Annotated in this window: 24 protein-coding genes and 1 pseudogene; 17 read left to right on the forward strand and 8 right to left on the reverse strand. The window is 65.3% G+C overall.

Features of this window, described 5'->3' with window-relative positions:
* The first annotated feature begins 9 nt into the window (after positions 1-9).
* Together VGG51_05850 and VGG51_05855 are read left to right on the forward strand one after the other, a co-directional pair.
* Entirely contained in the window at positions 10-216 is a 207-nt protein-coding gene (locus VGG51_05850) for a hypothetical protein (GenBank protein ID HEY1882549.1), read from the forward strand.
* Positions 213-701 carry a hypothetical protein gene (locus VGG51_05855; GenBank protein HEY1882550.1) on the forward strand — a complete coding sequence of 163 codons (489 nt, stop codon included), beginning with the start codon at positions 213-215 and terminating at the stop codon, positions 699-701. Before VGG51_05850 ends, VGG51_05855 begins: the two co-directional genes overlap by 4 nt.
* Positions 702-711: 10 nt before the next feature.
* Here VGG51_05855 and VGG51_05860 read toward each other — a convergent pair whose 3' ends face one another.
* Positions 712-1980: a glutamate-1-semialdehyde 2,1-aminomutase gene (locus tag VGG51_05860; protein HEY1882551.1), complete on the reverse strand. Its 1269-nt coding sequence runs from the start codon at positions 1978-1980 to the stop codon at positions 712-714.
* 35 nt (positions 1981-2015) lie between these two features.
* Here VGG51_05860 and VGG51_05865 point away from each other — a divergent pair, with 35 nt between their 5' ends.
* The 3 genes from VGG51_05865 to VGG51_05875 are packed head-to-tail and all read left to right on the forward strand — an operon-like array spanning position 2016 to position 4594.
* Positions 2016-3101, forward strand: a complete 1086-nt coding sequence (locus tag VGG51_05865; protein HEY1882552.1) for a P-loop NTPase — start codon at positions 2016-2018, stop codon at positions 3099-3101.
* 23 nt (positions 3102-3124) lie between these two features.
* On the forward strand, positions 3125-3403 hold the full coding sequence (locus VGG51_05870; GenBank protein HEY1882553.1) for a DUF3175 domain-containing protein: 279 nt from the start codon (positions 3125-3127) through the stop codon (positions 3401-3403).
* Between the two features lie 9 nt (positions 3404-3412).
* Positions 3413-4594, forward strand: a complete 1182-nt coding sequence (locus VGG51_05875) for a M48 family metallopeptidase (protein HEY1882554.1) — start codon at positions 3413-3415, stop codon at positions 4592-4594.
* Here the strand turns inward: VGG51_05875 and mptA are convergent.
* A complete protein-coding gene (mptA, locus tag VGG51_05880; GenBank protein ID HEY1882555.1) occupies positions 4556-5998 on the reverse strand; it encodes a GTP cyclohydrolase MptA in 1443 nt (480 codons plus the stop codon). The two genes, VGG51_05875 and mptA, sit on opposite strands and share 39 nt — an antisense overlap.
* An 81-nt stretch (positions 5999-6079) precedes the next feature.
* Here mptA and VGG51_05885 point away from each other — a divergent pair, with 81 nt between their 5' ends.
* The 5 genes and pseudogenes from VGG51_05885 (at position 6080) to surE (ending at position 10128) form a co-directional block, all read left to right on the forward strand.
* Complete coding sequence (locus VGG51_05885; GenBank protein ID HEY1882556.1) at positions 6080-7141, forward strand: type I phosphomannose isomerase catalytic subunit; 1062 nt, start codon at positions 6080-6082, stop codon at positions 7139-7141.
* Positions 7138-8439: a diaminopimelate decarboxylase gene (gene lysA / locus VGG51_05890; protein ID HEY1882557.1), complete on the forward strand. Its 1302-nt coding sequence runs from the start codon at positions 7138-7140 to the stop codon at positions 8437-8439. Before VGG51_05885 ends, lysA begins: the two co-directional genes overlap by 4 nt.
* 64 nt (positions 8440-8503) lie before the next feature.
* Entirely contained in the window at positions 8504-8992 is a 489-nt protein-coding gene (gene msrA / locus VGG51_05895; protein ID HEY1882558.1) for a peptide-methionine (S)-S-oxide reductase MsrA, read from the forward strand.
* Positions 8989-9459, forward strand: a complete 471-nt coding sequence (gene msrB, locus VGG51_05900; GenBank protein ID HEY1882559.1) for a peptide-methionine (R)-S-oxide reductase MsrB — start codon at positions 8989-8991, stop codon at positions 9457-9459. The genes msrA and msrB overlap by 4 nt, the downstream gene beginning before the upstream one ends.
* Positions 9460-9477: 18 nt before the next feature.
* Positions 9478-10128 (forward strand): annotated as a pseudogene (gene surE, locus VGG51_05905) (5'/3'-nucleotidase SurE).
* Between the two features lie 29 nt (positions 10129-10157).
* Here the strand turns inward: surE and aroF are convergent.
* Entirely contained in the window at positions 10158-11084 is a 927-nt protein-coding gene (gene aroF, locus VGG51_05910; protein ID HEY1882560.1) for a 3-deoxy-7-phosphoheptulonate synthase, read from the reverse strand.
* A gap of 86 nt (positions 11085-11170) precedes the next feature.
* Here aroF and VGG51_05915 point away from each other — a divergent pair, with 86 nt between their 5' ends.
* From VGG51_05915 to VGG51_05935, 5 genes are all read left to right on the forward strand, one after another.
* Positions 11171-12385 (forward strand): beta-ketoacyl-[acyl-carrier-protein] synthase family protein, encoded by a 1215-nt coding sequence (locus VGG51_05915; GenBank protein ID HEY1882561.1) that lies wholly within the window; start codon positions 11171-11173, stop codon positions 12383-12385.
* 64 nt (positions 12386-12449) lie between these two features.
* A complete protein-coding gene (gene aroA / locus VGG51_05920) occupies positions 12450-15476 on the forward strand; it encodes a 3-phosphoshikimate 1-carboxyvinyltransferase (protein HEY1882562.1) in 3027 nt (1008 codons plus the stop codon).
* Positions 15473-16648 carry an acyl-CoA dehydrogenase family protein gene (locus VGG51_05925; protein HEY1882563.1) on the forward strand — a complete coding sequence of 392 codons (1176 nt, stop codon included), beginning with the start codon at positions 15473-15475 and terminating at the stop codon, positions 16646-16648. The genes aroA and VGG51_05925 overlap by 4 nt, the downstream gene beginning before the upstream one ends.
* Positions 16645-17448 carry an SDR family oxidoreductase gene (locus VGG51_05930; protein HEY1882564.1) on the forward strand — a complete coding sequence of 268 codons (804 nt, stop codon included), beginning with the start codon at positions 16645-16647 and terminating at the stop codon, positions 17446-17448. Before VGG51_05925 ends, VGG51_05930 begins: the two co-directional genes overlap by 4 nt.
* A 17-nt stretch (positions 17449-17465) precedes the next feature.
* Complete coding sequence (locus VGG51_05935; GenBank protein HEY1882565.1) at positions 17466-19472, forward strand: FAD-dependent oxidoreductase; 2007 nt, start codon at positions 17466-17468, stop codon at positions 19470-19472.
* A gap of 160 nt (positions 19473-19632) precedes the next feature.
* On the opposite strand, the gene VGG51_05940 is transcribed toward VGG51_05935, so the two are convergent.
* The 5 genes from VGG51_05940 to VGG51_05960 are packed head-to-tail and all read right to left on the reverse strand — an operon-like array spanning position 19633 to position 22248.
* Positions 19633-20376 carry an ABC transporter permease gene (locus VGG51_05940; protein ID HEY1882566.1) on the reverse strand — a complete coding sequence of 248 codons (744 nt, stop codon included), beginning with the start codon at positions 20374-20376 and terminating at the stop codon, positions 19633-19635.
* Positions 20373-21194, reverse strand: coding sequence for an ABC transporter ATP-binding protein (locus VGG51_05945; protein ID HEY1882567.1), 822 nt, complete (start codon positions 21192-21194; stop codon positions 20373-20375). The genes VGG51_05940 and VGG51_05945 overlap by 4 nt, the downstream gene beginning before the upstream one ends.
* On the reverse strand, positions 21194-21472 hold the full coding sequence (locus tag VGG51_05950; GenBank protein HEY1882568.1) for a transcriptional regulator: 279 nt from the start codon (positions 21470-21472) through the stop codon (positions 21194-21196). The genes VGG51_05945 and VGG51_05950 overlap by 1 nt, the downstream gene beginning before the upstream one ends.
* 7 nt (positions 21473-21479) lie before the next feature.
* The gene (locus VGG51_05955) at positions 21480-22061 is read right to left on the reverse strand and encodes a hypothetical protein (GenBank protein HEY1882569.1); all 582 of its coding nucleotides are present in this window, start codon (positions 22059-22061) and stop codon (positions 21480-21482) included.
* Between the two features lies 1 nt (position 22062).
* A complete protein-coding gene (locus tag VGG51_05960) occupies positions 22063-22248 on the reverse strand; it encodes a hypothetical protein (GenBank protein HEY1882570.1) in 186 nt (61 codons plus the stop codon).
* A gap of 144 nt (positions 22249-22392) precedes the next feature.
* Between VGG51_05960 and VGG51_05965 the strand changes: the two genes are divergently transcribed.
* Both VGG51_05965 and VGG51_05970 read left to right on the forward strand, forming a co-directional pair.
* Positions 22393-23331 (forward strand): hypothetical protein, encoded by a 939-nt coding sequence (locus tag VGG51_05965; GenBank protein HEY1882571.1) that lies wholly within the window; start codon positions 22393-22395, stop codon positions 23329-23331.
* Positions 23328-24257: an NHL repeat-containing protein gene (locus VGG51_05970; protein HEY1882572.1), complete on the forward strand. Its 930-nt coding sequence runs from the start codon at positions 23328-23330 to the stop codon at positions 24255-24257. The genes VGG51_05965 and VGG51_05970 overlap by 4 nt, the downstream gene beginning before the upstream one ends.
* Positions 24258-24296 lie beyond the last annotated feature (39 nt).

Here is a 24296-nt window from a genome sequence, read left to right on the forward strand (position 1 = left end):
GGAAAGCCGGTGCCGAAGGAAGACGCCGGAAAAGACCTCCGCTACGACCCCGGCGGATCGTACGTCACAGTAGACGCGCCTCGAGCGTACGACATTATCATGAATGCTCGATACGGCCAGCACGAGATCAGGCTCGCGCCGAAGGGCGAAGGTGTCGGCTTTTACGACTTCGCCTTCGAATCGTGCGAGATTCCGAAGGGCGCGCCGCCCGGATGAGCGCCCGCTCCGTTGGGATCGGCGCCCTCGCCGGCCTGTGCGGCGCGGTTCTCATCGACCTCTATCTCGTAATTAGCGAGCCTTGGGTTGCCAAGCACGTGACCGCGCTGCTCGTCATGCAGTGGGATGCGTCCAACGCCTTAGGCGCGGCCGCGTACCGCGGGGGCTGGGCGACGGCCGCGCTGGGGACGCTGATGCATTTTGCCGTCAGCATCGTCTGGGGCATACTCTTCGTCTTTGCGGCCCTGCGCATCCGTGGGCTGCAAAAGCACGCGCTGACCGCGGGGATCGCTCTCGGAGTCGTGGCGATGGGGGTGATGCGTTTGCTCATTCACTTCGGACACGCGCTCGTGCGGCCGTTTCCCTCGCCAGGAGTCTTCCTCTACATCCTCGTCGCGCACGTCGTCTTCTTCGGCATCCCCGTCGCGCTGGTCGCGACGAACCTGCTGCCCCAACGGCCCCAGATTCGAAAGATTCGCGTTTAGGGAGACAGTCCTAGGAGGCCGGCAATGAGGCGGCGATCGCCTCGAGCGTCTCCTCGACGTCTACTTGCCCGTGCGCGGTGGAGACGAACATCACTTCGTTCTGCGAAGGCGGCAAGAGAACGCCGCGCTCGAGCATCGCGGCGCAATAGGCCGCGTATGCCTGCCGATTCGAACGGCGCGCATCGTCGAAGTCGCGCGACGGCGCACCCGCGCGAAACTTGAAGTCGACGACTGAATCGAGCTGCAACACCGCGTACGGGAGGCCGCGCTGTGCGAAGATGGTGCGGATACCGTCGGCGAGGCGGCCTGCGACCCCGCTCATCTGCGTGTAGTATTCGGGATGGGTCTCGAGCAGATCGAGTACGCGATGCGCCATCGCCACCCCAAACGGATTGCCGCCGTGCGTACCGCCGGTGAACGCGGAGCCGTGGGGCGCGAGCGCTTCCATCACGTCCCTGCGGCCGCCGAACGCGGCAATGGGAACGCCGCCGCCCATGATCTTACCAAGCGCCGTCAGGTCGGGAACGATTCCCGTGCGCCCCTGCGCGCCTCCCAATCCGAAGCGAAGCCAGGTTATGACTTCATCGAAAATCAGCAGCGCGCCGATCTCGGTCGCACGCCGCCGCAGCCCTTCGAGGAAGCCCTCAGCCGGAAGTACGAGGCCCATGTTCGCGGCGATCGGTTCGACGACGATCGCCGCGAGCACGCCGCGCGCCTTTTCGAGGCGTTCGTCGACGGAGTCGAGGTCGTTGTATCTCGCAACGAGCACGTCGCCGGATACGCCTTGCGGAATTCCGCTGCGCGCGCTCGCCAGACCCGCCGACGCTCCCGCATCGAGCAGCGCGAGGTCGAAGTGCCCGTGGTAGTTCCCGGCGAACTTGAGCACGTGCGAGCGGCCCGTGTACGCGCGCGCGACGCGAACCGCGCTCATCATCGCTTCGGTGCCGGACGTGACGAAGCGCAGGCGCTGCATCGAGGGCAGGTGGCCTCTGACGCGCTGCGCGAGATGAATCTCTTGGGGATGAGTCGTCCCCCAAACCAAGCCGCCGGCAGCGAGCGCGTCGAGCCCTTGGACCAGCGCCGGATGCGTGTGGCCGAAGAGCAGCGGGCCATACGCCATGACATAGTCGATGTACCGCCGCCCGGCTTCGTCGAAGGCATAGGCGCCGCGTGCCGAGTTCTGGACGAACATGGGAAGGCCAACTCCCCACCCCGAACGGACCGGCGAATCGCAGCCGCCGGCGAGCACGTCGAGAGCGCGATCGATCGACCCTTGCATACCCCGCCGCCGTTCGCAGGTTCAACCAAGAAGCCATGCCCGAACTTCAGATCGCCGCGCAGACCAATATCAAAGAGCTGGTGGCGCACTGGCCGCTCGCCGCCGAGGTTTTGACCGCCTTCGGTTTGGGCTGCAGCGGTTGCGGCGTGAGCAAATATGAGACGGTCGAGCAGGGAGCGCGCGCCCACGGCCTACGCGTAGAGCCGGTTCTCGCCGCCCTGCAGGAGGCTCGCCGTTCGGGCGGCGTGCCGCCGATCCCGGCGGATGCGCGTCGCCCGGCCGCGCGCGCCCCCGGAGCATTTGCGGGACGAACGAAGATCGCGCACACGATACCGATCATGTCGGGAAAGGGCGGCGTCGGCAAGTCGCTGGTCACCGCACTGCTCGCGATCGGCTTGCGGCGAAAGCACTTCCGCGTCGGCATCCTCGACGCCGACATCACCGGACCTTCGATCCCGCGCCTCTTCGGGTTGCACGAACCCCTGGACATCCAGCCCGACCCGGTCAAAACGACGCCGCAGGGCCAGCCGCAGCCGCTGATGTCGCCGGCGATCACGCGCAGCGCGATCGAAGTCGTCAGCTCGAATCTGCTAACCGATCGCGAGGATACCGCGATGATCTGGCGAGGACCGATCGTGGCCAGCGTCATTCGTCAGTTCTACGAACAAGTTCTCTGGAGCGAGCTCGACTTTTTGCTCGTCGATCTGCCGCCCGGAACCTCCGACGCCCCATTGACCGTCCTTCAGTCGCTGTCGATCGACGGCGTCGTCCTCGTCACGATGCCGCAGGCGCTTGCTACGATGGTCGTGCGCAAGGCCGCAAACTTGATCCACCAGTTGAAGAAACCGATCCTGGGGATCGTCGAGAACATGTCGTACTTCGTCGCCCCGGATACCGGCAGACAATACGACATCTTCGGACCGTCGTACGCGCAGCGAGTCGCGGAGCTCGCGCAGGCGCCGGTCCTCGCTCGCATCCCCATCGACCCGGTGAAGCTCACGCTTGCCGACGAAGGGAGAATCGAAGAGCTCGACGACCCCGTCTGTGACCTGCTCGCCGACCGGCTCGTTGCCGCGCTCGAGGCACATCCGAAGCCCAAAGAGACGATCTCGCTGGTCTGAAGCGGCCTGGGTACAACGTGGCGATGAGCACGAAAAAAGAGTGGTCGAAGGAAGTCACGCGCGGCAGCAACGCGCTCGACCTCGAGCCCGGCGTCTTCGAAAAGAAGGACCCGAAAGCGATCGCACGATCGCTGCAGCGATCCGCGCAGCAAAGCACGCGGCGTAAGAGTTCTCCGTATCGGTCGGCGATGTCGATGCTGACCTTTTACATTAATCGAGCGGGGCGAAGCCTTCCGCAAGAGCGCCGTGACATACTCGAGCGGGCGAAGGATGCGCTGCGCGCCGAGTTCGGGCGAGAGTAGAACCGGACGGTGAGCCTTCGCCAGATTCTCGTCGGCCTGGGCGTCGGATTCGGCGCAGGCTACACTTGCGTGCGCGCGGTGCAAGCGTGGCGCGAGTGGAGCGAACCGGCCGGAGCAGTCGCGAAAGACGCGCGCGCCTACTCCAGCGCTCGCCGGGCACTCGAGGTCGTCGGGACTCTTCGCGCAACCGCTGAATTCGCGGCCTTCGCTTACGCCCCGGTCTCGCGTCGAGCCGATGAGGCCACGGCCGGCCTGCCGGTATGGCTGCGTCCCGCAGCGTATTTTGGCGCTTTTTCGCTGATATCGTCGGCATTCGAGCTTCCGGTTTCGTTCGTCGAGGGATACGCTCTGGAGCGCCGCTTCGGTTTGAGCGATCAAACGCGGGCCGGATGGGTGACCGACTATGCGAAGTCTTCGATCCTCTCAACCGCGCTTTCGGGACTGCTCGCGACGTTATTGGGTTTTGCGCTGCGCCGGGCGTCACGGTCGTGGCCGCTCTGGGCGAGCCTCGGAGCCTTTCCGCTCTTTGTGATCGGCAACATCATCGTTCCCCTGTACGTCATGCCGCTTTTCAACCAGTTCGAACCGATAACCGGATCGCTCGAAGAGCGCCTCCGCGCGCTCGCCAAACGTTTCGGCGTCGGCGACGCGGCAATTCTGCGAATGGACATGAGCCGCCAAACCCGCAAAGCCAATGCCTTCGTAACCGGGATCGGCCGCACGCACCGGATCGTGCTCGGCGATACGCTGATCGGTGCATTCCCGGAGACGGAGACCGAGTTCGTGGTCGCGCACGAGCTCGGCCACTATGTGAACAAGGACACGTGGCGCCTAATCGCCCTCAGCGAAGCCTTGGCGATCGTTCTCTTTCTCACTTCAAGTCTCGCCGTCTCCGAAAAGGAGCGCGAAGAGCTTCGCGATCGTCCGTTGCTAATCGTACGGCTCTACGCGCTCATGCTGGTTGCAACGCAGATATTGCGTCCGCTGCTCTTTGCGTTCTCGCGCTCGCGCGAGTGGGCCGCGGATCGCTTTGCGCTCGATGCAACCGGCGATGCCGCGGCCGGGGCCTCCGCGTTCCGCCGCCTACGCGACCAGAATCTTGCCGACGAAGATCCTCCGGGATGGTACGAGTTCTTCTTCGCGTCGCATCCGTCACTGCGAGCGCGAATCGCCGCGCTCGACGAAGCCTAGAGTCGACCGGGTGCGCAGCCACGCGGCGAGATCGGTCTTCGCCTCGCTCTCAGCTGCGTGCAGTTCGCGCCGCAACTCGCCGAACAGCCCGAACCCTTCCGCAAACGCGTCGTGCTTGTGGATTGACTCCTCGTTGACCTGACCGGCAAAAACGAATGTGTCGTCGCCGAGGTCGTCGTACATGTCGAGCGTCCGAGCGAGGATACCGCGCACGACGTCTTCGACGAACCGCGGATTGTGATGGGCCTTGTTGACGATGAAGAACTCGTCGGGCCGCTTGAGCAAATCGTAGGTCTCGCTCGACATCGCGTTTTCCACGATCTCTACGAGGTCTTCGGCGCGAACGGCCTCGCTGCGATCGTCCGCGACGCCCAGCAGCAGGGTGCCGCGACCCCGCTGATTGTGCGTCGCGACGGGCAGGGCATCGAGCGCGCGCTGCGCGTCGCCCTCGCTGAACCCCGCTTCCTGTAGTTCGTGCAGAGAGTGCTCGCGGACCATCGCCTGGGCGCAGGGGCACGCGGTCATACCCTCGGCTTCAACGCCGACGACGCGGCGCGTACCGGCTTCGTCGGCGTGTGCAATTCCGATAAGCGTGTACGTCTCCTCGCCTCGCTTCCCGCTCACCGGAGTCCAGCGTTCGAGTCCGAATTGCGCCCGCAGCCGTACGTCGGCGCGAATCGCGCGCTGGCTGCGAACGATCTGCGTGGCAATCGCTTCGGCAAGGCGTTCGACACGAGCCGGCTGCGCTGCTTCGGCCAGCACGTCGAGCGTCGCCTCCTCGAGGATCTCGGAGAAGCGCGACATGTGCACGCCGGCCTTGTCCGCGGCAAGATCGGCAACCATCGAGAACTCCCCGTTATAGACGCGCGCGCGGCCGTCGACCTCCAAGTGAACGACGCGGCGCACGCCCGAGACGCCGGCGCGGGCGAGTGAGAGCCGCACCTCGGGCTCTTCGGACTGCCGATCGGTATCGAAGCGAAGGCCGCGCTCGAGCCGGCGGACAGCCCCGTTGAGCGAGACTCTAACCAGGCCCGGCGCAATCTCCGCCAGCGGCACGGCATTGTAGGGACGGGCATCGAGCCGCTGCTGTACGACCCGCTCGTCGAAAACGAGCAGGTCGATATCGATCGGACGCGGCTCGAGACGCCGGGCACCTCCCGCGCGGCCGACCGCTCGTTCGACTTCTCGGGCAAAACTCGCGAAGCGTTCCTCATCTAATTCGGATCGCAACGCCGCGGCGACATTGAGATATGGCGGCCCCTCTGCCCCGTCGGCGGCCGCGGACTCGTAAAAAGCCGAAACCGCGAGGATCTGCGCGCGGGCACGCAGCCGCTGCAGCGCGCCGAGGATGTTTGCCTGCCGGTCGCCGAGGTTCGAGCCGATGCCGATATAGAGCTCGTGCACCAGGCGCTCTTCTCGCCGCCGGCACGCGGGCCCGTTTACGAGCCGGAATTCGACTCAAACGCATCGTATCGTAGCCGGGCCATGCAAAGCGCCTCGCTTTATCCCTACATTCTCGACCCGAAGCTGACGACGCAGGTCTGGGGCGGCGACGAACTCGTGCACGTCTACGGCAAGCACGGCGATCCAAATGCAAAGCTCGGTGAATCGTGGGAGTGCTGGGACACCGATCCCGTCACCAACGGATCCTTGGCGGGTGATACGGTCGCCGATCTGCGCGGCCGCTTGGGCCCGCAGCTGCTGGGAAACATCGATCCCAAGCGCATCTTTCCGATTCTGACGAAGATCATCACGGCGCACGATTGGCTTTCGGTGCAGGTGCATCCCGACGATGCCTACGCCCAGCGAGTCGAGCACCAGCCGTTCGGCAAGACGGAATGCTGGTACGTGCTCGCCGCGCAGCCCGATGCCCAGCTGGTCTACGGCTGGACGCGCGATACTTCTCGTGAGGAATATCTGCAGCGCGTTGCCGACGGAACGCTGGGCGAACTGCTTCGGCACATCCCGGTGAAAACCGGCGATACCGTTTACATACCTCACGGCGTCGTTCACGCGATCGGGCCGGGAGTGACCGTCTTCGAGACGCAGCAGGCTTCGGACCTGACCTACCGGATGTTCGATTACAACCGCCTCGGGCTCGACGGAAAACCGCGGGAGCTCAATGTTGAAAAAGCCGCGGACGTCCTGCATTACGAGGCCACGGCCACCGGAACGCTGCTGCAAATTCCCTACCACTTCGAAGGGCTGGACCGTACGGCGCTCATCGCCGACGCCAACTTCGTCGTCGAACGCATCGTTGCTACCAGCGAGCCGGCGTCCCTTGGAACCGGTCTGCGCCCGCTCATCATCATGTCGCTCCACGAGCCGCTCGAAGTTTCCGGCAACGGCGATGGCGTCGCGCTGACCCCCTACCAAACCGTTTTGATTCCAGCGGCCTCGCAGTGGTGCACCGTCCGCGCTGCGCGCGGCGAGGCGGCGCCGTTCATGTTCGTCACGCCGCCGCTCGACCGGGAGCAGCTCGCGAGCCGGCTGATCGCGGCGGGGATCGCACAAGACGTCATCGACGGGTTCTTGGAGCAGTTCTGACGTCGCTTCTCGGGTGGCAGGGCGAGCTCGCGCCCGGGCATCGCCGCGACAACGGCGGCGAACTTCTTCTCGGCGAGGTTCCGGCGCGCGAACTGGCCTACCGCTACGGAACGCCGCTGCTGGTCATCGACCTCGGCGTGGTCGACGACGCGGTGCGCGCGCTTACGGACTCGGCAGCGGCGTCCGGTGCAGAGGTATCGTACGCAGCGAAGGCCTTCGCAACGACGGAGTTCTTACGCCATCTCGCCGCGCATCCGATCGGCGTCGACGTCTGCTCGCTCGGCGAACTCGTCACTGCCGAACGCGCGGGGTTTAGCCCCGAACGCATCACCCTGCACGGTGCCGGCAAGTCTGACGAAGAGCTCGCCGCCGCCGCGGCGGGACGGCTAGGGCGCATCGTCGTCGACGGCCTCGAAGAGCTCGCGCGACTCGCGGCATTCTCACAGGCTGCATCGCGCGTCAACGTGATGCTTCGCCTCAACGTCGGTATCGAAGCCGGCAGTCACGCGTACGTTCGCACGGGCGGAAACGACACGAAGTTCGGCATTCACCTTCGCGACGAGCACGCGGCCGCGGCCCTGATCAGGAATAACCCGCAGCTTCACTTCGCCGGCCTGCACGCCCACATCGGCTCGCAGATCTACGAGAGCGCCGCCTACGCGCAGAATGCGTCGGCACTCGTCGAAGCCGCGGGCCGTTTCGCAGACGTTGGTCTGAACTCCGAGCAGATCGTCATCGGCGGCGGCTTCGGCGTGCCCTCCCACCCGGGCGCCGTGCCCGAGCAGCTCGAGGTCGAAACCGCTATTGCCGGCGCGGCCGAGAGTCTGCGAGCGGCTGCGGTCGCGCGCTCGCTGCCGGTCCCTCGCTTGGGCCTCGAACCGGGGCGCGCGATCATCGCGCTGGCGGGAACGACGCTCTATCGCGTTCTCGCCGTCAAGCGGCAGTCGGAACGTACGTTCCTCGTCGTCGACGGCGGCGTGGGCGAGAATCCGCGACCCGCGCTGTACGGCGCGTACCATCACGTCGTAACCGTGTCCCCCGTTTCGGGCACCGGCGAAGATATGACGCTCTGCGGCCGCTCCTGCGAAAACGACGAGCTCGGCAACGTTCGCTTGCCGGGCGGCATCGCCGCCGGCGCGCTCGTCGCGATGTGTTCGACCGGCGCGTATACCTACAGCATGGCGGGCAACTACAACCGGATACCGCGCCCTGCCGTCGTCGGCGTGCACGAGGGTCTTAGCCGGCCCTTGGCGCGACGCGAGAGCGTCGAGGATATCCTCCGCAACGACGCCGTCTAGGCTCCTGGCGTGCGTGCGGGGCTCGATGCATCCGGCAGGGGAGCTGGAGCGTTGTAAAGGGTGTATGGAGAGTAAGACTGCAACCTTTGCCGCCGGCTGCTTCTGGGGTGTCGAAGACGCCTTTCGCCAGCTGCCGGGCGTTATTGACGCCGTCTCCGGCTACACCGGAGGCCACGCCGACAACCCGACCTATCGCCAGGTCTGCGGGCACACGACCGGCCACGCGGAGGCCGTCGAAGTTACCTACGATCCGCAGCGGATATCGTACGACCAGCTGCTCGATTTCTTCTGGCAGATTCACGATCCGACGCAGCTCAATCGTCAGGGGCCCGACGTCGGCGACCAATATCGCTCGGCGATCTTTACGCACGGTGACGAGCAGGCTCGTGCGGCCGCAGCGTCGCGCGACCGGGAACAGCAAAAGCACGCGCGCCCAATCGTAACCGAGATCGCGCCGGCTTCTCGATTTTCGCGTGCCGAGGAGTATCACCAGCGCTATTTTGAGAAGAACGGCGGGGCGTCGTGCCACATCATTCCGAAGGTCGCGACGTGAAACGCACCGAGTTTCTGACCGCGGCAGCCACGCTCGCCTTTGCCGGCTGCGTGGCTCGCGGATCCGCCGCGCAGCAAACCTACGGCGTAGCGCGCACCGATGCGCAATGGCGCGCCCTGCTCGGTGACGATCGCTACTGCATTCTTCGCCAGGGGGGAACCGAGCCGGCCTTCTCGAGCGCGCTGATCGCCGAAAATCGAGCCGGAGTCTATCGCTGCGCAGGCTGCGCCCTGGCACTCTTCTCCTCGAAGACGAAGTACGACAGCGGCGACGGATGGCCGTCGTTCTGGGACGTCCTGCCCAACGCAACGCGAACGCAAGCCGATTACGCGCTCGTCGAGCAGCGCACCGAGCTGCACTGCCGGCAATGCGGAGGCCATCTCGGGCATATCTTCGACGACGGTCCGGCGCCCACACACCTGCGATACTGCATCGACGGTCTCGCCCTTCGCTTCGTCCCGGCGTAAAGTAGTTCGCGTACGCGCATCTTAGTCACCAACGACGACGGCATCGACTCACCCGGCATCCTCGCGCTCGCCGACGCGCTGCGCGGGGAGCACTCCGTGATCGTCGTCGCGCCCGCGGGAGACCGCAGCGGCGTCTCGCACGCGATCACCGCCGACGAAGCGATAACGATGGCGCGGCGGGAAGGCTGGGCAGTACCGTCCTACGCGTGCTCGGGAACGCCCGCCGACTGTGTTTTCTTGGGCGCAACGGTGCTCGCGGAGCGGCCCCAGCTCGTCGTAAGCGGTATCAACCATGGACCGAATCTCGCCGACGACGTCAACTACTCCGGTACGGTTGCCGGCGCCGTGGAGGCCTGCCTGCTGGGAATTCCCGCGCTTGCCGTCTCGCTGGCGGCCGATCACGAAGAACCGCTGGCGCAGCGTCACTGGCGCAGCGGCGCGCTCATCGCATTGCGCTGCATCGAACGCGTGGCCGCTGCGGGTGAGAACCCGAGTTGCTACTGGAACTTGAACGTTCCCAATCTCCCGCTCGAAGAGATCGGCGGAATCCGCGTTACACGGCTCGGCCGTAAACGCATTTGCGGCCGGATGATCGGCGAGGAGCATGGGGGCGCAACGCGCTACTATCGTGCCTGGGAGTCGCCCTTCGCGACGGATCGAGAAACGACCGGAACCGACATCGGCGCCGTCGACGCCGGTTACGCGAGTCTGACGCCGCTTTTGCTCGATCGGACCTCGCCGTCGGTTTTGCGCGAGTCGGCGGATTTCGCGGAAGGACGCGGCGGCAGCCTACGCCCCGCAAACTCGGCGATCCGTTCCAACTTGCGCATTAACTGATCGAACTGTTCGCAGTCGAGCGATTGCGCGCCGTCCGATAGGGCGTTGGGCGGATCGGGGTGGACCTCGATCAGCAGCCCGTGTGCGCCGGCAGCGATGCTCGCGATCGCAATCGGCGGGACCAGCCGCGCGATCCCCACGGCGTGCGAAGGATCGACGATCACCGGCAGGTGCGTCATCTCTTCGAGCAGCGGCACCACCGAGATGTCGAGCAGATTGCGCGTCGCCACGTCGAAGGAGCGCACTCCGCGTTCGCAGAGCACGACGCTCTCGTTGCCGCCGAGCATCACGTACTCGGCCGCGAGAAGCCATTCTTGAACCGTCGCGGAGAGGCCGCGCTTGAGCAGCACAGGCGTCCTCGTCGCGCCGACTTCACGCAGCAGCGGAAAGTTTTGCATGTTGCGAGTGCCGATCTGCAGCATGTCGGCGTAGCCGGCCACCTTCTCGACATCGCGTGGATCGAGGACCTCCGTTACGACGCCGAGGCCATGGCGATCCCCGGCCTCGCGCAGCATCTTCAGAGCCTTTTCACCCAGACCCTGAAATGAGTAGGGAGAGGTTCGCGGCTTGTAGGCGCCGCCGCGCAAAACATTCGCGCCCGCGGCCGCTACTGCGCGCGCAGCCTGCTCGAGCTGTTCCTCCGACTCGACGCCGCACGGCCCGGCGCAGATCGTGACCTCCTCGCCTCCGAAGGTCGCCCCGCTGCGCAGCCGCACGATCGTGCGCTGCGCGCGCGCGTCCCGGCGGACCAGCCGGTACGATTGCGGTACGTTTACCCCTCGCTCCACCTCTCTCGCTTCGACGGCTCTCCCGCTCATCATGCCCGGAGCGCTCCAGCAGGCCAGGTCGCGTCGGCTCCCGCAAATCACGCGCGGTGGAGCATGTTGCGGTAACCGGAGTAGGGGTCGTCTCGCCCATCGGCACCGGGGCACACGACTTTTGGCGAAGCCTTCTCATCGGCAAGCGTGCAGTCGGCCCGATGCGCTCGCCGCTCCCGAGGCTCTCGGGAAATCGATTCTGGGCGGCGGTCCCCGACAGTTTTCTCGCACCCAACGCGCTCGATGCGACCGTCCTGCGCAATACCGACCGCTTCACACAGTACGCACTAATCGCCACGGCGCAAGCGATGGAAGGCGCTCGCCTCGATGCGCCGCCCTCTCGCACCGGTGTCATCATCGGTAATACGATGGGCGGCTTTCCGCTCGTCGCCGAGGCTCAGACACGGCTGCTCGAGTCGGGGGGCCGCAACGTGACTCCGAAACTCATGGCGCTGGTCATACCGAATATGCCAAGCGCGCTGATCGCAATGCGCTGGAAGCTTCACGGACCACAACTCGCAATCAGCACGGCGTGCGCATCTTCACTCGACGCGATCGGCCTGGCGGCCGGGATGATCGAGCGCGGCGAGATCGACGCCGCAGTCGCCGGGGGGACCGAAACGCTGCTGAGCCCGCTGGTTTACGAAAGCCTCGTACGTGCCGGCGCGCTCTCGCGCAATTCCGACGCGACGCTCGCGTCGCGCCCGTTCGACGTCGACCGCGACGGATTCGTAATGGGCGACGGCGCGGCGGTCGTTGTTTTGGAGCGGCTCGAGCGGGCGGATCGGCGCGGCGCGCACGTGCTCGCGCGCATTCGCGGGTACGGTTCGCTGGCCGACGCCCACCACATCACCTCGCCCGATCCATCGGCCCGCTTCGAAGTCCAGACGATGCGCGACGCAATGGATTCCGCGCAGGAAGCCGGTGAAAGCTGCGACGTCGTCTACGCCCACGCGACCGGGACGATCGTCGGCGACGCTGCCGAAGCAACGGCGATCGACGCAGCGTTCGCAAATCGGCGGCCGGTTGTAACCTCGATCAAAGGACACGTCGGCCACAGCATGGCCAGCGCCGGGGCTATGTGCGTCGTCGCGGGCATCGCGGGAATGCACGAATCGCAGATTCCCCCGACGATGGGAACCAAACGAATCGATCCCGCCGCGCGCTTCGACTTGGTGATCGGGGAGCCGCGAGCGCGCGCCTACTCTGCCTTTCAAGTGAACGCGTTCGGCTTCGGCGGTCAAAACGCGTCGCTGGTCGTCTCTCGATGACGAGCAGGGCGCGTTCCTTAATGCTCGGAAGGTTGCAGGCTAAACGCCTCGAGGTAGGACGCCGATGAATCTACTCGTCAAAGGAACGAGCGGGCCGCTGACCGGTGAGGTCGAGGTACCGAACTCGAAATATCACGCGCACCGGGCGCTCATTCTGGCATCGCTCGCGCCGGGAACGAGCCGGATACTCGGGCTTTCCGACGCTCGCCACGTGCAGTTCACGATGGACGTGCTGCGGGCGTTAGGGACGAAGATCGAAGTCGAAGGGCAAACGCTGCTCGTCTCCGGCGGCCCGTATCGCGTGAAGCGCAAGGTCGTTTCAGTCGGCAGCTCCGGCTCGACGCTCTACTTCATGATCGGCTTGGCATCCCTGGCCGACTCGCCGGTAACGTTGACGGCACAGAAGTACTTCCGCCGCCGTCCGGTGGGACCGCTGCTCGATGCGCTCGCGCAGCTGGGCGTTCGCTTCGAATCCGCCGCCGGCTGTCCACCGATTGCGATCTCGCCGAGCCGGCCGCGGGGCGGGACGATCGTCATCCCGGGCACGCTCTCTCAATGGATATCCGGAGTGTTGCTGCTGGCTCCCTTCGCGACGCAATCCACGACGATCGAAGTCGAAGGCGAGCTCAACGAACGCCCGTACATCGCGCTGACCGTCGAGATGATGCGCGCTTTCAATCTTCACGTCCGCATCTCGCCGGATTGGCGACGCTTCGACGTCGAGCCGGGCCAGGAGGCGCGCCCCGCGACCGTCGCGCTGCCGCCGGATATCGGCTCGGCGGCCTTTGGGCTCGCGGTCACCGCACTCCATCCCTCCGACGTGCTCTTTCGCGGACTGCAAGAGCTCCCGGGTGAGCTTCCCGACCACCCCGAGGGGGCGTTTATGGAGATCGTTCGGGAAATGGGCCTCCCGATCGAATACGACACGCACGCCCACGCGGTGCGCGTGCGCCACGACGGAATCGAATTGCGGGGCGTGCGCGTCGACTGCCGCGACATTCCCGACATGCTGCCGATCCTCTCGACGCTCGGTACGTTCGCGAAAGGGCAGACGGTGCTCGAGAACATCGCACACGTCCGCCTCAAAGAGTCGGATCGCGTCGCGGCGATGCTGCAGCTCAACCGCATGGGCGGACACCTCGAGCTCCACGACGACCGGCTGGTGGCGCACGGCGTTTCGCAGCTTTTCGGAGCCCACCTGTCGTCGTTCAACGATCACCGGATTCTGATGTCGCTGGCGGTCGCGGCCTCGCGCGCGGAGGGTCAGAGCACGCTGACGTACCCAAACGCGTACCGGATCTCGTATCCGCGCTTTCTCGACGCGATGCGCAGCATCGGCGTTGCGATGGCGACGTCGGACACCCCCGCGAACGCCCGCCTCGCGGGCGGCAAGAACGCACCCGCGATCCCGAAACCCGACCGTGCTGCCGCGCTGACGATCAACGAGCTGCTCAATCGCAACGCAAAAGAGTCGCCCGTCGGCCTCGCCGTCGTCGAAACCCGCGAAGGAAGTGACGTCGCCCTTACGTGGGAAGAGCTGCTCGAACGCGTCGAACGCACGGCGACCCTGCTGCTCAACCTCGGCGTGCGCTACGGTGAACGCGTCGCCTATCAACTGCCCAACCAGCTGGAGTTCGTCATCATCTCCTTGGCGGTGCTGCGCATCGGCGCGGTCTGCTGCCCGTTGATGCCGATCTTTCGTGAGCGCGAAATTGCGTTCTGCCTGCGGCGGTCGCGCGCGCGCGTCCTGTTCGTACCCGATGAGGCGCGCGGGCGCCGGCACGCCGGCGAGGTTGCTTCGATGCTCGGGGAGACGCGCGTCTTCAGCGGGGACCTTCCGCTGCGGCTCGAGCACGTCGTCGTCTGCGCCGGCGGCCGCAAGCCGTACGCGTTACCCGTGCAAGAGTACGACGACGAATCGGTTCACTGGCTACGCTATCAGGATGCACTGCGAACGACTCAGATTGACCGGGCCGCGCTCGACGCGCGGGTCAGCGATCCTCGGGCGATCGCGCAGCTGCTGTTTACGTCCGGTACGTCGGGTGAACCAAAAGGCGTACTGCACCGTAACGACGTCCTCATGCGCGCCGCCGCGATGGAAGTCGAGCACCTGGGCCTCGGAGCGCAAGACCGGATCTTCATCCCCTCGCCGCTCGCGCACCAGACCGGCTTTCTCTACGGCATGTGGCTCGCGCTCGTGATGGGCGTCGCGCAGATCGTTCAGCCGGTCTGGAATGCATCGCGCGCGCTGCGCGCGCTCAACGATTGGGACGGGACCTTCGTGCAGGCGGCAACGCCGTTTTTGGCGGACCTCCTGCACGCCGTCGAAAGCGGAGAGCGCGCGCCGGCGGCCTTGAGAATCTTCGTCGCGACCGGTGCCGCCGTGCCGCGGGGCATGGCCGAACGCGCGACGCGCGTTCTCGGCACCGCAGTCTGCGGCGCTTGGGGTACCACCGAATCGTGTCTGGGATCGCTCGCGGCTCCTACCGACGAGCCGGCGAAGGTCTGGGGAACCGACGGCCGCGCCTTGCGCGGAATCGAGTTGCGCATCACCGACGCGCAAGGGCGCAGGCTCCCGGCCGGTCAGGAAGGGCACTTCGAGGTGCACTCGCCGACGATGTTCGTCGGCTACGCCGATCATCCCGAATGGACGGCCGCCGCCTATACGCCCGACGGGTGGTTCAAGACCGGCGATCTCGGAATCATCGACGAAGCCGGATACATCCGGATCACCGGACGCGTGCGCGACGTCATCAATCGCGGCGGCGAAAAAATTCCGGTCGCGGAGATGGAACAGCTGTTGAGCGACCATCCGGCGATCGCGGAGATCGCCATCGTCGCCATGCCCGATCCGCGTCTCGGCGAGCGCGCCTGTGCATTCGCCGCGCTGCATGAGGGATCTCGCTTTGACTTCGATCAGATGCAGCACTATCTGTACGCCTGCCAAGCCTCCAAGCACTATTGGCCCGAACGTCTCGAGATCGTCGACGCGCTGCCCCGCACCCCGTCGGGTAAGGTGCAGAAATATCTGCTTCGCGAGCGCGCGCGCGAGCTGCGAGCCTACGAGCGCGACAAGGCGAACGTTTCTTGAAGCAGCTCGACGCAGCGCCCGCGTTCGACGACGCCTCGTTCGCCGCGCTTCGCGACGAGATCGCGCTTTACGTCGCCGGCCGCGGGGAAGAATGGGCGCAGCGCATCGAGCGTGACCGGCACGTCCCGCTCGAACTTTGGGACGAACTGCGCAACCGAGGCTTCCTTTCGCTGGCGGCGCCGGTCGAGTACGGAGGCCGGGGCATTCCGTTCTCGCGTTATCTCGAGCTCATCGAGCTTTTTTCGATGTCACACGCTTCGATTCGCATGATCGTTCACGTCGTCAACGGCACGTGGCGTGCGATGGACCGGTTCGCGACGGCGCAGCAGCGCCAGTCCTTCATTCTGCCATCGATCCAAGGCGAGCTGAAAGTCGCCTTCACCTTGACCGAGCCGACGGCGGGGACGGGAGCCGACCTTCGCTGCAGCGTCGAGCGCGAGGGCGATACGTACTACCTTAGCGGCGAAAAGCACCTGATCACGTTCGGAACGATCTGCGACTACTGGCTGCTCTTCGCGCGGCTTGCGGGAACGCGCGGCGCCGAAGGAACCGTCGCATTGCTCGTCGACCGCCGCTCGCCGGGCGCGCGGGTCGTCGAGATGGACGAGTCGATGGGCGTTCGCGGAACGGATCACGGGCAGCTGTCCTTCGAGCGGACCCCCGTTCCCGTTGCGAACCGGCTGGGAGCGGAGGGACAAGGTTTGGATATCGCGCTCGGCGGTTTTCTGACGCCAAGCCGGATCTCGGTCGCCATGAGCTGCGTCGGCCTCGCGCGACGGGCGCAGGAGCTCGCCATCGAGTACGCGCGCAAGCGGGAAACCTTCGGCAAAAAGCTCGCGCAGCGGCAGGCGATCCGCTTCATGATCGCCGAGAACGCGACCGATATCGAGGCGGCACGGCAACTCGTGCTGCACGCGGCTCGGCAATGGGAGGGCGGGAGCGGCGAGGCCACGATGCTATCGTCGATGTCGAAGCTGCAGGCCGTCGACATGCTGACGCGCGTGACCGATCGAGCGCTGCAAATTCATGGCGGCAGCGGGTTTTGGCAGCCCCACGCGATCGAGCGAGTCTACCGCGACGCGCGCGCGCAGCGATTCGAAGAGGGCACCAACGAAATTCAAAAAACCGTCATCGCCCGCGAGCTGCTCGGTTCCGGAGGGGAGAGCGCATGAACCGTCGTTTCGAAGGAAAGGTTGCGCTGGTGACCGGGAGTTCGCGCGGGATCGGCCGCGCGCTCGCGCTAACGCTCGCGCGCGACGGCGCGACGCTGGTCATCAACTACAATCGCAACGCGCAGCTCGCGCAGGAAGCGGTAGCGGAAATCGAGGCGCTGGGTACGCGCGCGATCGCGGTCCAAGCCAATATGGAGGAGCCCGAGCAGATCGAGCGCCTCTTCGAGAGCGTGCACGGCGAATACGGCCGTCTCGATCATTTCGTGTCCAACGCAGCGGCCAGCTCGTTCAAGAAAATCCAGGAGCTAAAAGCTCACAATCTCGACCGGTCGTACGCGCTCAACGTGCGGGCCTTCGTGCTGGGCGCGCAGCGCGCGATCGAGCTGATGAACGACGGCGGACGCATCGTGGCGCTCTCGAGCTACGGCAGCATGCGAGCCTATCCGACGTATGCAAATCTCGGCTCGAACAAAGCCGCGGTCGAAGCCTGGGTTCGCTACATGGCCGTTGAGTTCGCGCCGCGCGGCATCAACGTCAACGCGGTCAACGGCGGCCTCATCGACACCGAGTCGTGTGCCTACTTTTATGAGAACGTCGCGGGAATGGCTCCGATCGAAGGCGTGCTCTCCAAGATCCCAAAGGCGCGGATGGGCACGCCGCAGGAGGTTGCCGACACGATCGCGTTCCTGCTCGCGCCCGAATCGGAGTACATCACCGGGCAAACGATCTGCGTCGACGGGGGCCTGAGCGTAATCGCCCCGCCCTTCTTCGCAGATACGTCACCGCCGCTCTCGCTTTAGGAACCTAGGCGCCCGCGTTGTTCGAGCACGCGCTCGAGGCCGGATCGATCGGCACGCTGCGGCTTGCAAATCGCATCGTGATGGGTTCGATGCACCTCGGCATCGAGTCGGACGGCAAGGCACTTGCCGCCTTTTATGCGCAGCGCGCCGCCGGCGGCGCCGGGCTCATCGTGACCGGCGGCTCGTGCGTCAATTTAGCCGGAGCCGGCGGACGAAACTATAGCTTCATCAACGATCCGGCTTCGCACGGGCCGTTGCTGCAAGCGGTCGAAGCGGTGCACCGCGCGGGCGGGCGCATCGCGCTTCAGCTTTTCCACGCCGGGCGCTACGCCTATCGGTCGTCGTTCGGCATCCAACCGGTTGCGCCGTCCGCGATACCGTCACGCTTCTCTCCCGATCCGCCGCGCGCGCTGAGCGACGCCGAGATACTCGAGACGATCGGCGACTTCGCCCAGGGCGCTACGCGCGCGCGCGAACTCGGATTCGACGCCGTCGAGGTGATGGCGTCCGAAGGCTATCTGCTCAATCAGTTTCTCTCACCGCTAACGAACCGGCGCGACGACGCATGGGGCGGAGACTTTTTCCGGCGCATGCGCTTCCCGCGGGAGGTCCTGCGCGCGATCCGCAGCGCTGCCGGCAGCACGTATCCAGTCATCTTTCGCATTTCGGGCACCGACTTGATGGCCGGATCGACGACCCCCGCGCAGACCCTCGAGTTCGCGCGCGCCCTGAACAGTGACGGCGTCGACGCACTTAACGTCGGCATCGGCTGGCACGAGTCGTCGATCCCGACCGTCCAGCAGATGGTTCCAAGCGGTACCTGGATACGCTTTGCGGCACGCGTCAAATGCGCCACTGCGGAGTTGCCGGTCATCGCCAGCAATCGCATCAACGACTTAGCTGCGGCGAATGCCGTCATCGCAGCGGGAAGCGCGGACTTCGTTTCGATGGCACGTCCGTTTCTGTCCGACGCGCGCATCGTCGCCAAGTCCGCCGCCGGTCGAGCGGCCTTGGTCAATACCTGCATTGCGTGCAATCAAGCCTGCATCGACCGGTCGCTAATCGACGCTCCGGTCTCGTGCATGGTCAACCCCCGTGCCGCGCACGAACTCGAGTTTCCCGAGCGGGCAGCGCAGGATTCGCAGCGGCGGCGTTTTGCCGTGATCGGCGGGGGACCGGCGGGCATGGAGAGCGCGCGCGCGCTCGCCGCTCTCGGACATGAAGTCGTCCTCTTCGAAGCCGAACCGGAGCTTGGCGGACAGTTCCGTATGGCGCGACGCATCCCGGGCAAAGGGGACTTCAACGAAACGCTTCGCTATTACGCGAACGAGCTCGCGCGGCTGGGCGTTGAAATACGCTTGGGCGAACGCTGCCGCGACGCTCGCGCGCTCAAAGGGTTCGCGGGACTGATCCTCGCGGCCGGAGTCGTACCGCGGCGGATAACGCTCCGGGGCAGCGACCTTCCGCACGTCATCAACTACGCCGATCTCCTGCTCGGCAACGCCGACGCCGGGCCGCGAGTGGCAATCGTCGGGGCCGGCGGAATCGGGGTCGACGTCGCACACTACCTGAGCTTCGGAGAGACCGGCGCCTCCGAAAGCACGCGCTTTCTCTACGAGCAGAGTTTGGCCGCGCTCGAAGACGGAACGCTGATCGTCACCGGACGAAAGCAAGTCGCGCTGCTTCGGCGCGGGCGCCCGATCGGCCAGCACATCGGCAAGACGACGCGCTGGGCGGTCCTTGCGGCGCTGCGCGCCGCCGGTGTCGACAGCTTCGTCAATGTCGAATACGACGCGATCGTCCCGGGAGGCATTCGTTTTCGCGACGCCGATGGGATCGCTCGCTTCGTCGAGGCCGACAGCGTCGTGATCGCCGCCGGCCAAGAACGCAACGATTCGCTGTTGCCCGAGATCCAGCGGCTCGGAGTTCCATATCGCGTCGTCGGCGGCGCAAAAGAGGCAACGGAGCTGGACGCGGTACGCGCCTTCGACGAGGGACTGCGCGCCGCGTACGAGCTGGGCTAGGAGCCCGTCGGGTTAGCCCAATTTTCGGATTTGGCGCCGAGTTTTGTTCGAAGACGAGGCGCGATGAGCGACAAAAGCAGCGCTTTGCGAGCGAAGAGCAACGACGTATTCGGACAAAAGGCGGCCCAAAGACGAGAATTGGGCATAGCCCGACGGGCTCCTAAGCGTAACGCTTTCGCTCGTCGCGGCGGTATCCGATCGTCGCGACGGCGGCAAAGATCAGCGTGTAGAGCGCCAGCCCCGCCAGAGCAGCCGGCGCACGCCCGGTCCCGGTGACGCTCCACAACAGATCCGCGAACATCCGCGTCGGAAGATACGGCGAGATCCGCTGCACGAAATCCGGCAGGTATTGCGGCGGAATCCAGAGTCCGCCCGCATAGGCGAGCAACAGGTTGCAGGCCGTGGCGATCGGTACCGCGGCGCGCGCAGAGGTCCAGTAGCCGATCGAGACTCCGATCAGCACGAACGGCACGCCGCCGGCCATCGAAAAGAGTAATACCTGCAGCCATTGCAGCAGGCGCAGATCGATCGGCGTCAGCGCCCGCGCGACGGCGGCCACGACGGCAGCGGTGATCAATCCGAAGAGCACCGCGGTCACGATTCGGCTGCAGAGCCGCACCCCCGCGCCGACGGGCAGCGTGCGAAGGTAACGCTCCCAAGGCCGTCCGCGTTCCTGGGCAATGCCGACGCCAAACTGATACAGCGTTACGCCGACGATCGCGAACGCGATAAAGCCAAGCGCCGTCGTATCGGCGACCTCGGCGTTCCTGCGGGCGAACGGCAGATCGAACAGGACGTAAAACATCGCCGGAAAGACGACGGTTGGAACGACGTATCCGGGCCAGCGCAGCAGGTCGAGGAATTGCACCTTCACATGCGCGCGGACGAGTCCAAGAGTGCTCATGCGGCACCTCCCGTCAGCAAAAGAAAGGCCTCTTCGAGCGAGGGCTTCGTGATCTCCAAATCCTTGAACACCGCTCCCGACGCAACGAGGTCGCGCACGTAAGCATCCGTATCGCCCGCATTGAAGACGACCGGCCCGTTTTCACCAACGTACGTCAATCGGCGGCCGCCGACGCGCTCGCGCAGTGCTTGCGAGGTTCCATCGAAGAGCAGACGCCCGCAGTCGATGAGCAAAATCCGGGACGCCAAGGCCTGCGCTTCCTCGAGGTAGTGCGTCGTGAAGAGTATCGACCGCCGGGGACCTGACTCGCGGACGAACTCCCAGAGCCCGCGTCGCGCCTGTACGTCGAGCCCGGCGCTCGGCTCATCGAGCACGATCAGCTCCGGGTTGCCGACGAACGCCAAGGCCAGCGCCAGACGGCGCGCCTCGCCGCCGGAGAGCGTTCCCGCGCGGCGTTTGCGTAAATCGTGCAGCCCGAAGGCTTCGAGCGTCTGCGCTTCGTCCGCCGGCGACTCGTAGTGACGCCGAACGAAAGCGACGATCTCCTCGACGGCGAGCATGTCGGGAAATCCGCTCTCCTGCGGCGTTACGCCGAGGCGGCGGCGCGCCGCAAGCGTTCGGGGCGAGCCGTCAAAGAGCGTCACGCTTCCCGCATCGGGGCTGCGCAATCCGAGCGCGATTTCGAGCGCGGTGGTTTTACCCGCGCCATTGGGGCCGAGAAGCGCCACGATTTCGTTGCGCTCGAGCGAAAACGACAACCCATCGAGCGCGCGAACGGACCCGTAACTCTTCACGACGTTTTCGAATTGCAATACCATCAGCGTACCGCCTTCAAGAGAGCCTGCAGCTGCGAGACATGCGCGGCGAAGGCACTCCGGCCGCGTTTGGTCAACCGGTACCGCGTTAGCGGCCGTCGATTGACGAAGCTTTTCTCCTCGTCGACATAGCCCGCCTCAACGAGCTTGAGCAAGTGCGCGCCGAGATTTCCGGCGGTTGCGTCGACGGAGCGCGTTAGCTCGGAGAACGCGACCCAATCGTAGTTCAGCAAAGCGGCGACGACGCCGAGGCGCACTTTCGATAGCAGCAGCTCGTCCATTTTGGCGTCAGTCGCGAGCAGCCAGTTCGCTCAGGCCGAACCCTGCATATCCGCCGAGCATTCCCGCGGCCAGGACGTACGCCGCGAGGTTCGAGGCAACGAAGTTGGCGGCGACGAGCGAGACGACCACGATGACGCCCGCGAGCTGCGCGCGGCGATTGCCGTGCATCCCGATAAAGAGCAGCACGATCGCTTCGGCCACGCTCCAGATTGCCGCCGACGCGAGACCGGGAAAGATTCGAAACGCGGCGATGTCGACGACGAAGGCCAACCCAAGCGTCAGCCAGAGTACGTTAAAGAACTCGCGCTGAACCAGCGAAGTACGCGCGATTCGCCGGCGCGTCTGCGCGCCGCGAACGATCGAAAAGATCGCGCCGGCTGCCAAGACGGCCGGAATCGTCCATAAGATCGGCTTCGGAAGGGCCGCACGAGCGACCAGCTCGGAAAGCACGGTAATGTACGCCGAGATCAGGCCCCAAACGACGAAAAACTCACCGCCGCTGCAGAGCCGCGGGTGAGACTCGGCCAGGATGCGGTCGACCATCTCGATGTGATCGCGCGCTTGCGGCGCGGTAAGGCCGGGATCCACGCTAAATCTCTCCCAGTAGGAAGGCGAGCGCGAACCCGGCCCCCAGTGCCAGCCCCCAAGCCACCAGGTCGCTGCCGCCGGCCGCTCGCACCGATGCGGCCAGTGAGGCCATTGCGCATCCGTAGATGCCCCAAAACAAGATCAGCTTTCCGGCGCAGATTCCCGAGCGCCGGCTCGCGTCGTACATCGTTGTTCCTCCAGATTACTCTATTTTCTAGACTACTCTTTAATACTGCGAACTGCCGGCTTTGTCAAGACGGCAGGGGGAGGCCGGTTCGGCTCCTCTGAAATCCGCGCTGTACCAGCACGCACAAGGATACGGGTGTCTATCGTGCGACTTCAGTTCATCTCTTTGGTTTTGCCGCTCGCGGCGCTCGCGGGCTGCGGGAACGGTTCCCCCGGCGGCGTCGCCTCGATTCCCGGGATCGCGCCGGTAGCGCAAACCGCCCCAACCGCAGCAAAGCGCGCCTCTCGGGGCCTGCTTTACGTCGCGGACTATCTCAACGGCGTCGTGCTCATTTACCGCGAGTCAGGAAAGAATCGCGCGCCGATCGGCCAGATCAGCGCCGGAATCTACTATCCGAACTCGCTGGCCGTCGACGCGTCGGGAGACTTATACGTTGTGAACGACCCAGGGAACGTACAAGTCTATGCTCCCGGCACGCGCAGGCCGTATGAGACGCTCTCCCCCGATGTCTACGCCACGACGGTGGCGGTCGGTGCGGACGGTAGTGTCTACGTTGGTACCGACTGCTCGGGGTGCACGGATAAGGTCGACGTGTTCACCGGCGGATCGCTGACACCGTCGTATTCGATTAGCGATCCTGGAATCGCGATCGTCTTCGGGATGGCGTTGGACGCCGCAAACAATCTGTATGTCGTCCACGACGATCCATCCGGAAACAGCCGGATCGGTATGTTTGCGCCCGGTTCGCACGGTCCCGGAATCGACCTCGGCTTGCAATTCAGCACCGCGGTGGGCATCGCGTTCGACGCCGCCGGCAACATGGTCGTGGTAGACGCGCTGGCGAACGAAGTATACGTTTATACACCGAAATCGAAAACGCCGAAGTTCACGTTTTCGACGCCGCCGCGGCCCTGGGGGCTCGCGTTCAACGCGGCGCAGACCAAGCTCTATATCAATCAGAATCGCGAAACGCCGCAGGTCGACGTCTTCTCTTATCCGCGCGGGAAACTGATCGAAACGATTCCACTGATCCCAGGCGGCGACGCCGCGGGTGTCGCGATCTCTCCGGCAGCGGCGAAATGAAACGCGTCGGCCTTTTCGTCCTCGCGCTCGCCGCGTGCTCGGGACCCGCGCCGGGCGGCACCGGCGAGTTTCCGGCCCTGCACACGCTGCCCTCGGCGGCAGCACGCACCGCGCCGCCGGCGCGCGCCGTACGCGGAGGAGTCGTTTTCGCCTCGGACTGGTTCAACAACGTCGTCGACGTGTTCGACCAAAACGGATTGCATCAGCGCCCGTTTATGCAGTTCACTCAGCTCAATCTCGAGCCGGCGGGTCTGGCTACCGACGCGAAAGGGAACGTGTACGTCGCAGAAGCGGCCGGCAACGGCGCCTACATCTTCGATCTCGGCAGGCCCGTGCCGTTTTCATATCTCGACGATGCCGGGCACGAACCGTATGCGGTTGCCGTCGACCGTTCCGGAAATGCCTACGTCGCGAACACGTTCCTTCTTGAAGACGCCGGCTTCGTCAACTACTATCCCGCCGGCAGTACGGAGGCCGAATACGAGATCACCGACCCGAGTTTCGAGTACCTCTACGGCATGGCGCTCGATCGTCACGGCAATCTTTACGTTAGCTATGTCGACCTAACGGGAAACGGCGCGGTGGCTAAATTTCCGCCCGGATCCAGCGGGCCGGGGCACAACCTCGGGCTCGAGCGCGGCTCCTACTTCGGCCTGGCCTTCGACCAGCACGACGATCTGGTTGCCGCCAACTACTACGCGGGCGAGATCGAGGTCTTCGCCCGAGGCGCGAGCAAGCCGTTGCGGCGCTTCGGACATCGCGGCCGGCCCTGGTCGATCGCTTTTAACCGCCAGGGAACGCGCCTCTTCGTCGCCGACTTCGAGCGCAACGAGATCGAAGAGTACGCCTATCCCGCCGGGACCCTCGTCGACACGATCGCGGGCGAGAAGGGGGGCGCGTTCGTCGGTGTAGCAACCGGACTGTAGCTCGCCCTGCCCCGTTGACTGCGGCCGCCCTCCCTGGTA

The organism is Candidatus Cybelea sp., assembly GCA_036489315.1.
Lineage (GTDB): Bacteria > Vulcanimicrobiota > Vulcanimicrobiia > Vulcanimicrobiales > Vulcanimicrobiaceae > Cybelea.

Coding starts and splice junctions, on each gene's coding strand:
- VGG51_05855 (HEY1882550.1), top strand. CDS start 213: ATGAGCGCCCGCTCCGTTGGGATCGGCGCCCTCGCCGGCCTGTGCGGC.
- VGG51_05860 (HEY1882551.1), bottom strand. CDS start 1,980: ATGCAAGGGTCGATCGATCGCGCTCTCGACGTGCTCGCCGGCGGCTGC.
- VGG51_05865 (HEY1882552.1), top strand. CDS start 2,016: ATGCCCGAACTTCAGATCGCCGCGCAGACCAATATCAAAGAGCTGGTG.
- VGG51_05870 (HEY1882553.1), top strand. CDS start 3,125: ATGAGCACGAAAAAAGAGTGGTCGAAGGAAGTCACGCGCGGCAGCAAC.
- VGG51_05885 (HEY1882556.1), top strand. CDS start 6,080: ATGCAAAGCGCCTCGCTTTATCCCTACATTCTCGACCCGAAGCTGACG.
- msrA (HEY1882558.1), top strand. CDS start 8,504: ATGGAGAGTAAGACTGCAACCTTTGCCGCCGGCTGCTTCTGGGGTGTC.
- aroA (HEY1882562.1), top strand. CDS start 12,450: ATGAATCTACTCGTCAAAGGAACGAGCGGGCCGCTGACCGGTGAGGTC.
- VGG51_05930 (HEY1882564.1), top strand. CDS start 16,645: ATGAACCGTCGTTTCGAAGGAAAGGTTGCGCTGGTGACCGGGAGTTCG.
- VGG51_05940 (HEY1882566.1), bottom strand. CDS start 20,376: ATGAGCACTCTTGGACTCGTCCGCGCGCATGTGAAGGTGCAATTCCTC.
- VGG51_05945 (HEY1882567.1), bottom strand. CDS start 21,194: ATGGTATTGCAATTCGAAAACGTCGTGAAGAGTTACGGGTCCGTTCGC.
- VGG51_05950 (HEY1882568.1), bottom strand. CDS start 21,472: ATGGACGAGCTGCTGCTATCGAAAGTGCGCCTCGGCGTCGTCGCCGCT.
- VGG51_05960 (HEY1882570.1), bottom strand. CDS start 22,248: ATGTACGACGCGAGCCGGCGCTCGGGAATCTGCGCCGGAAAGCTGATC.
- VGG51_05970 (HEY1882572.1), top strand. CDS start 23,328: ATGAAACGCGTCGGCCTTTTCGTCCTCGCGCTCGCCGCGTGCTCGGGA.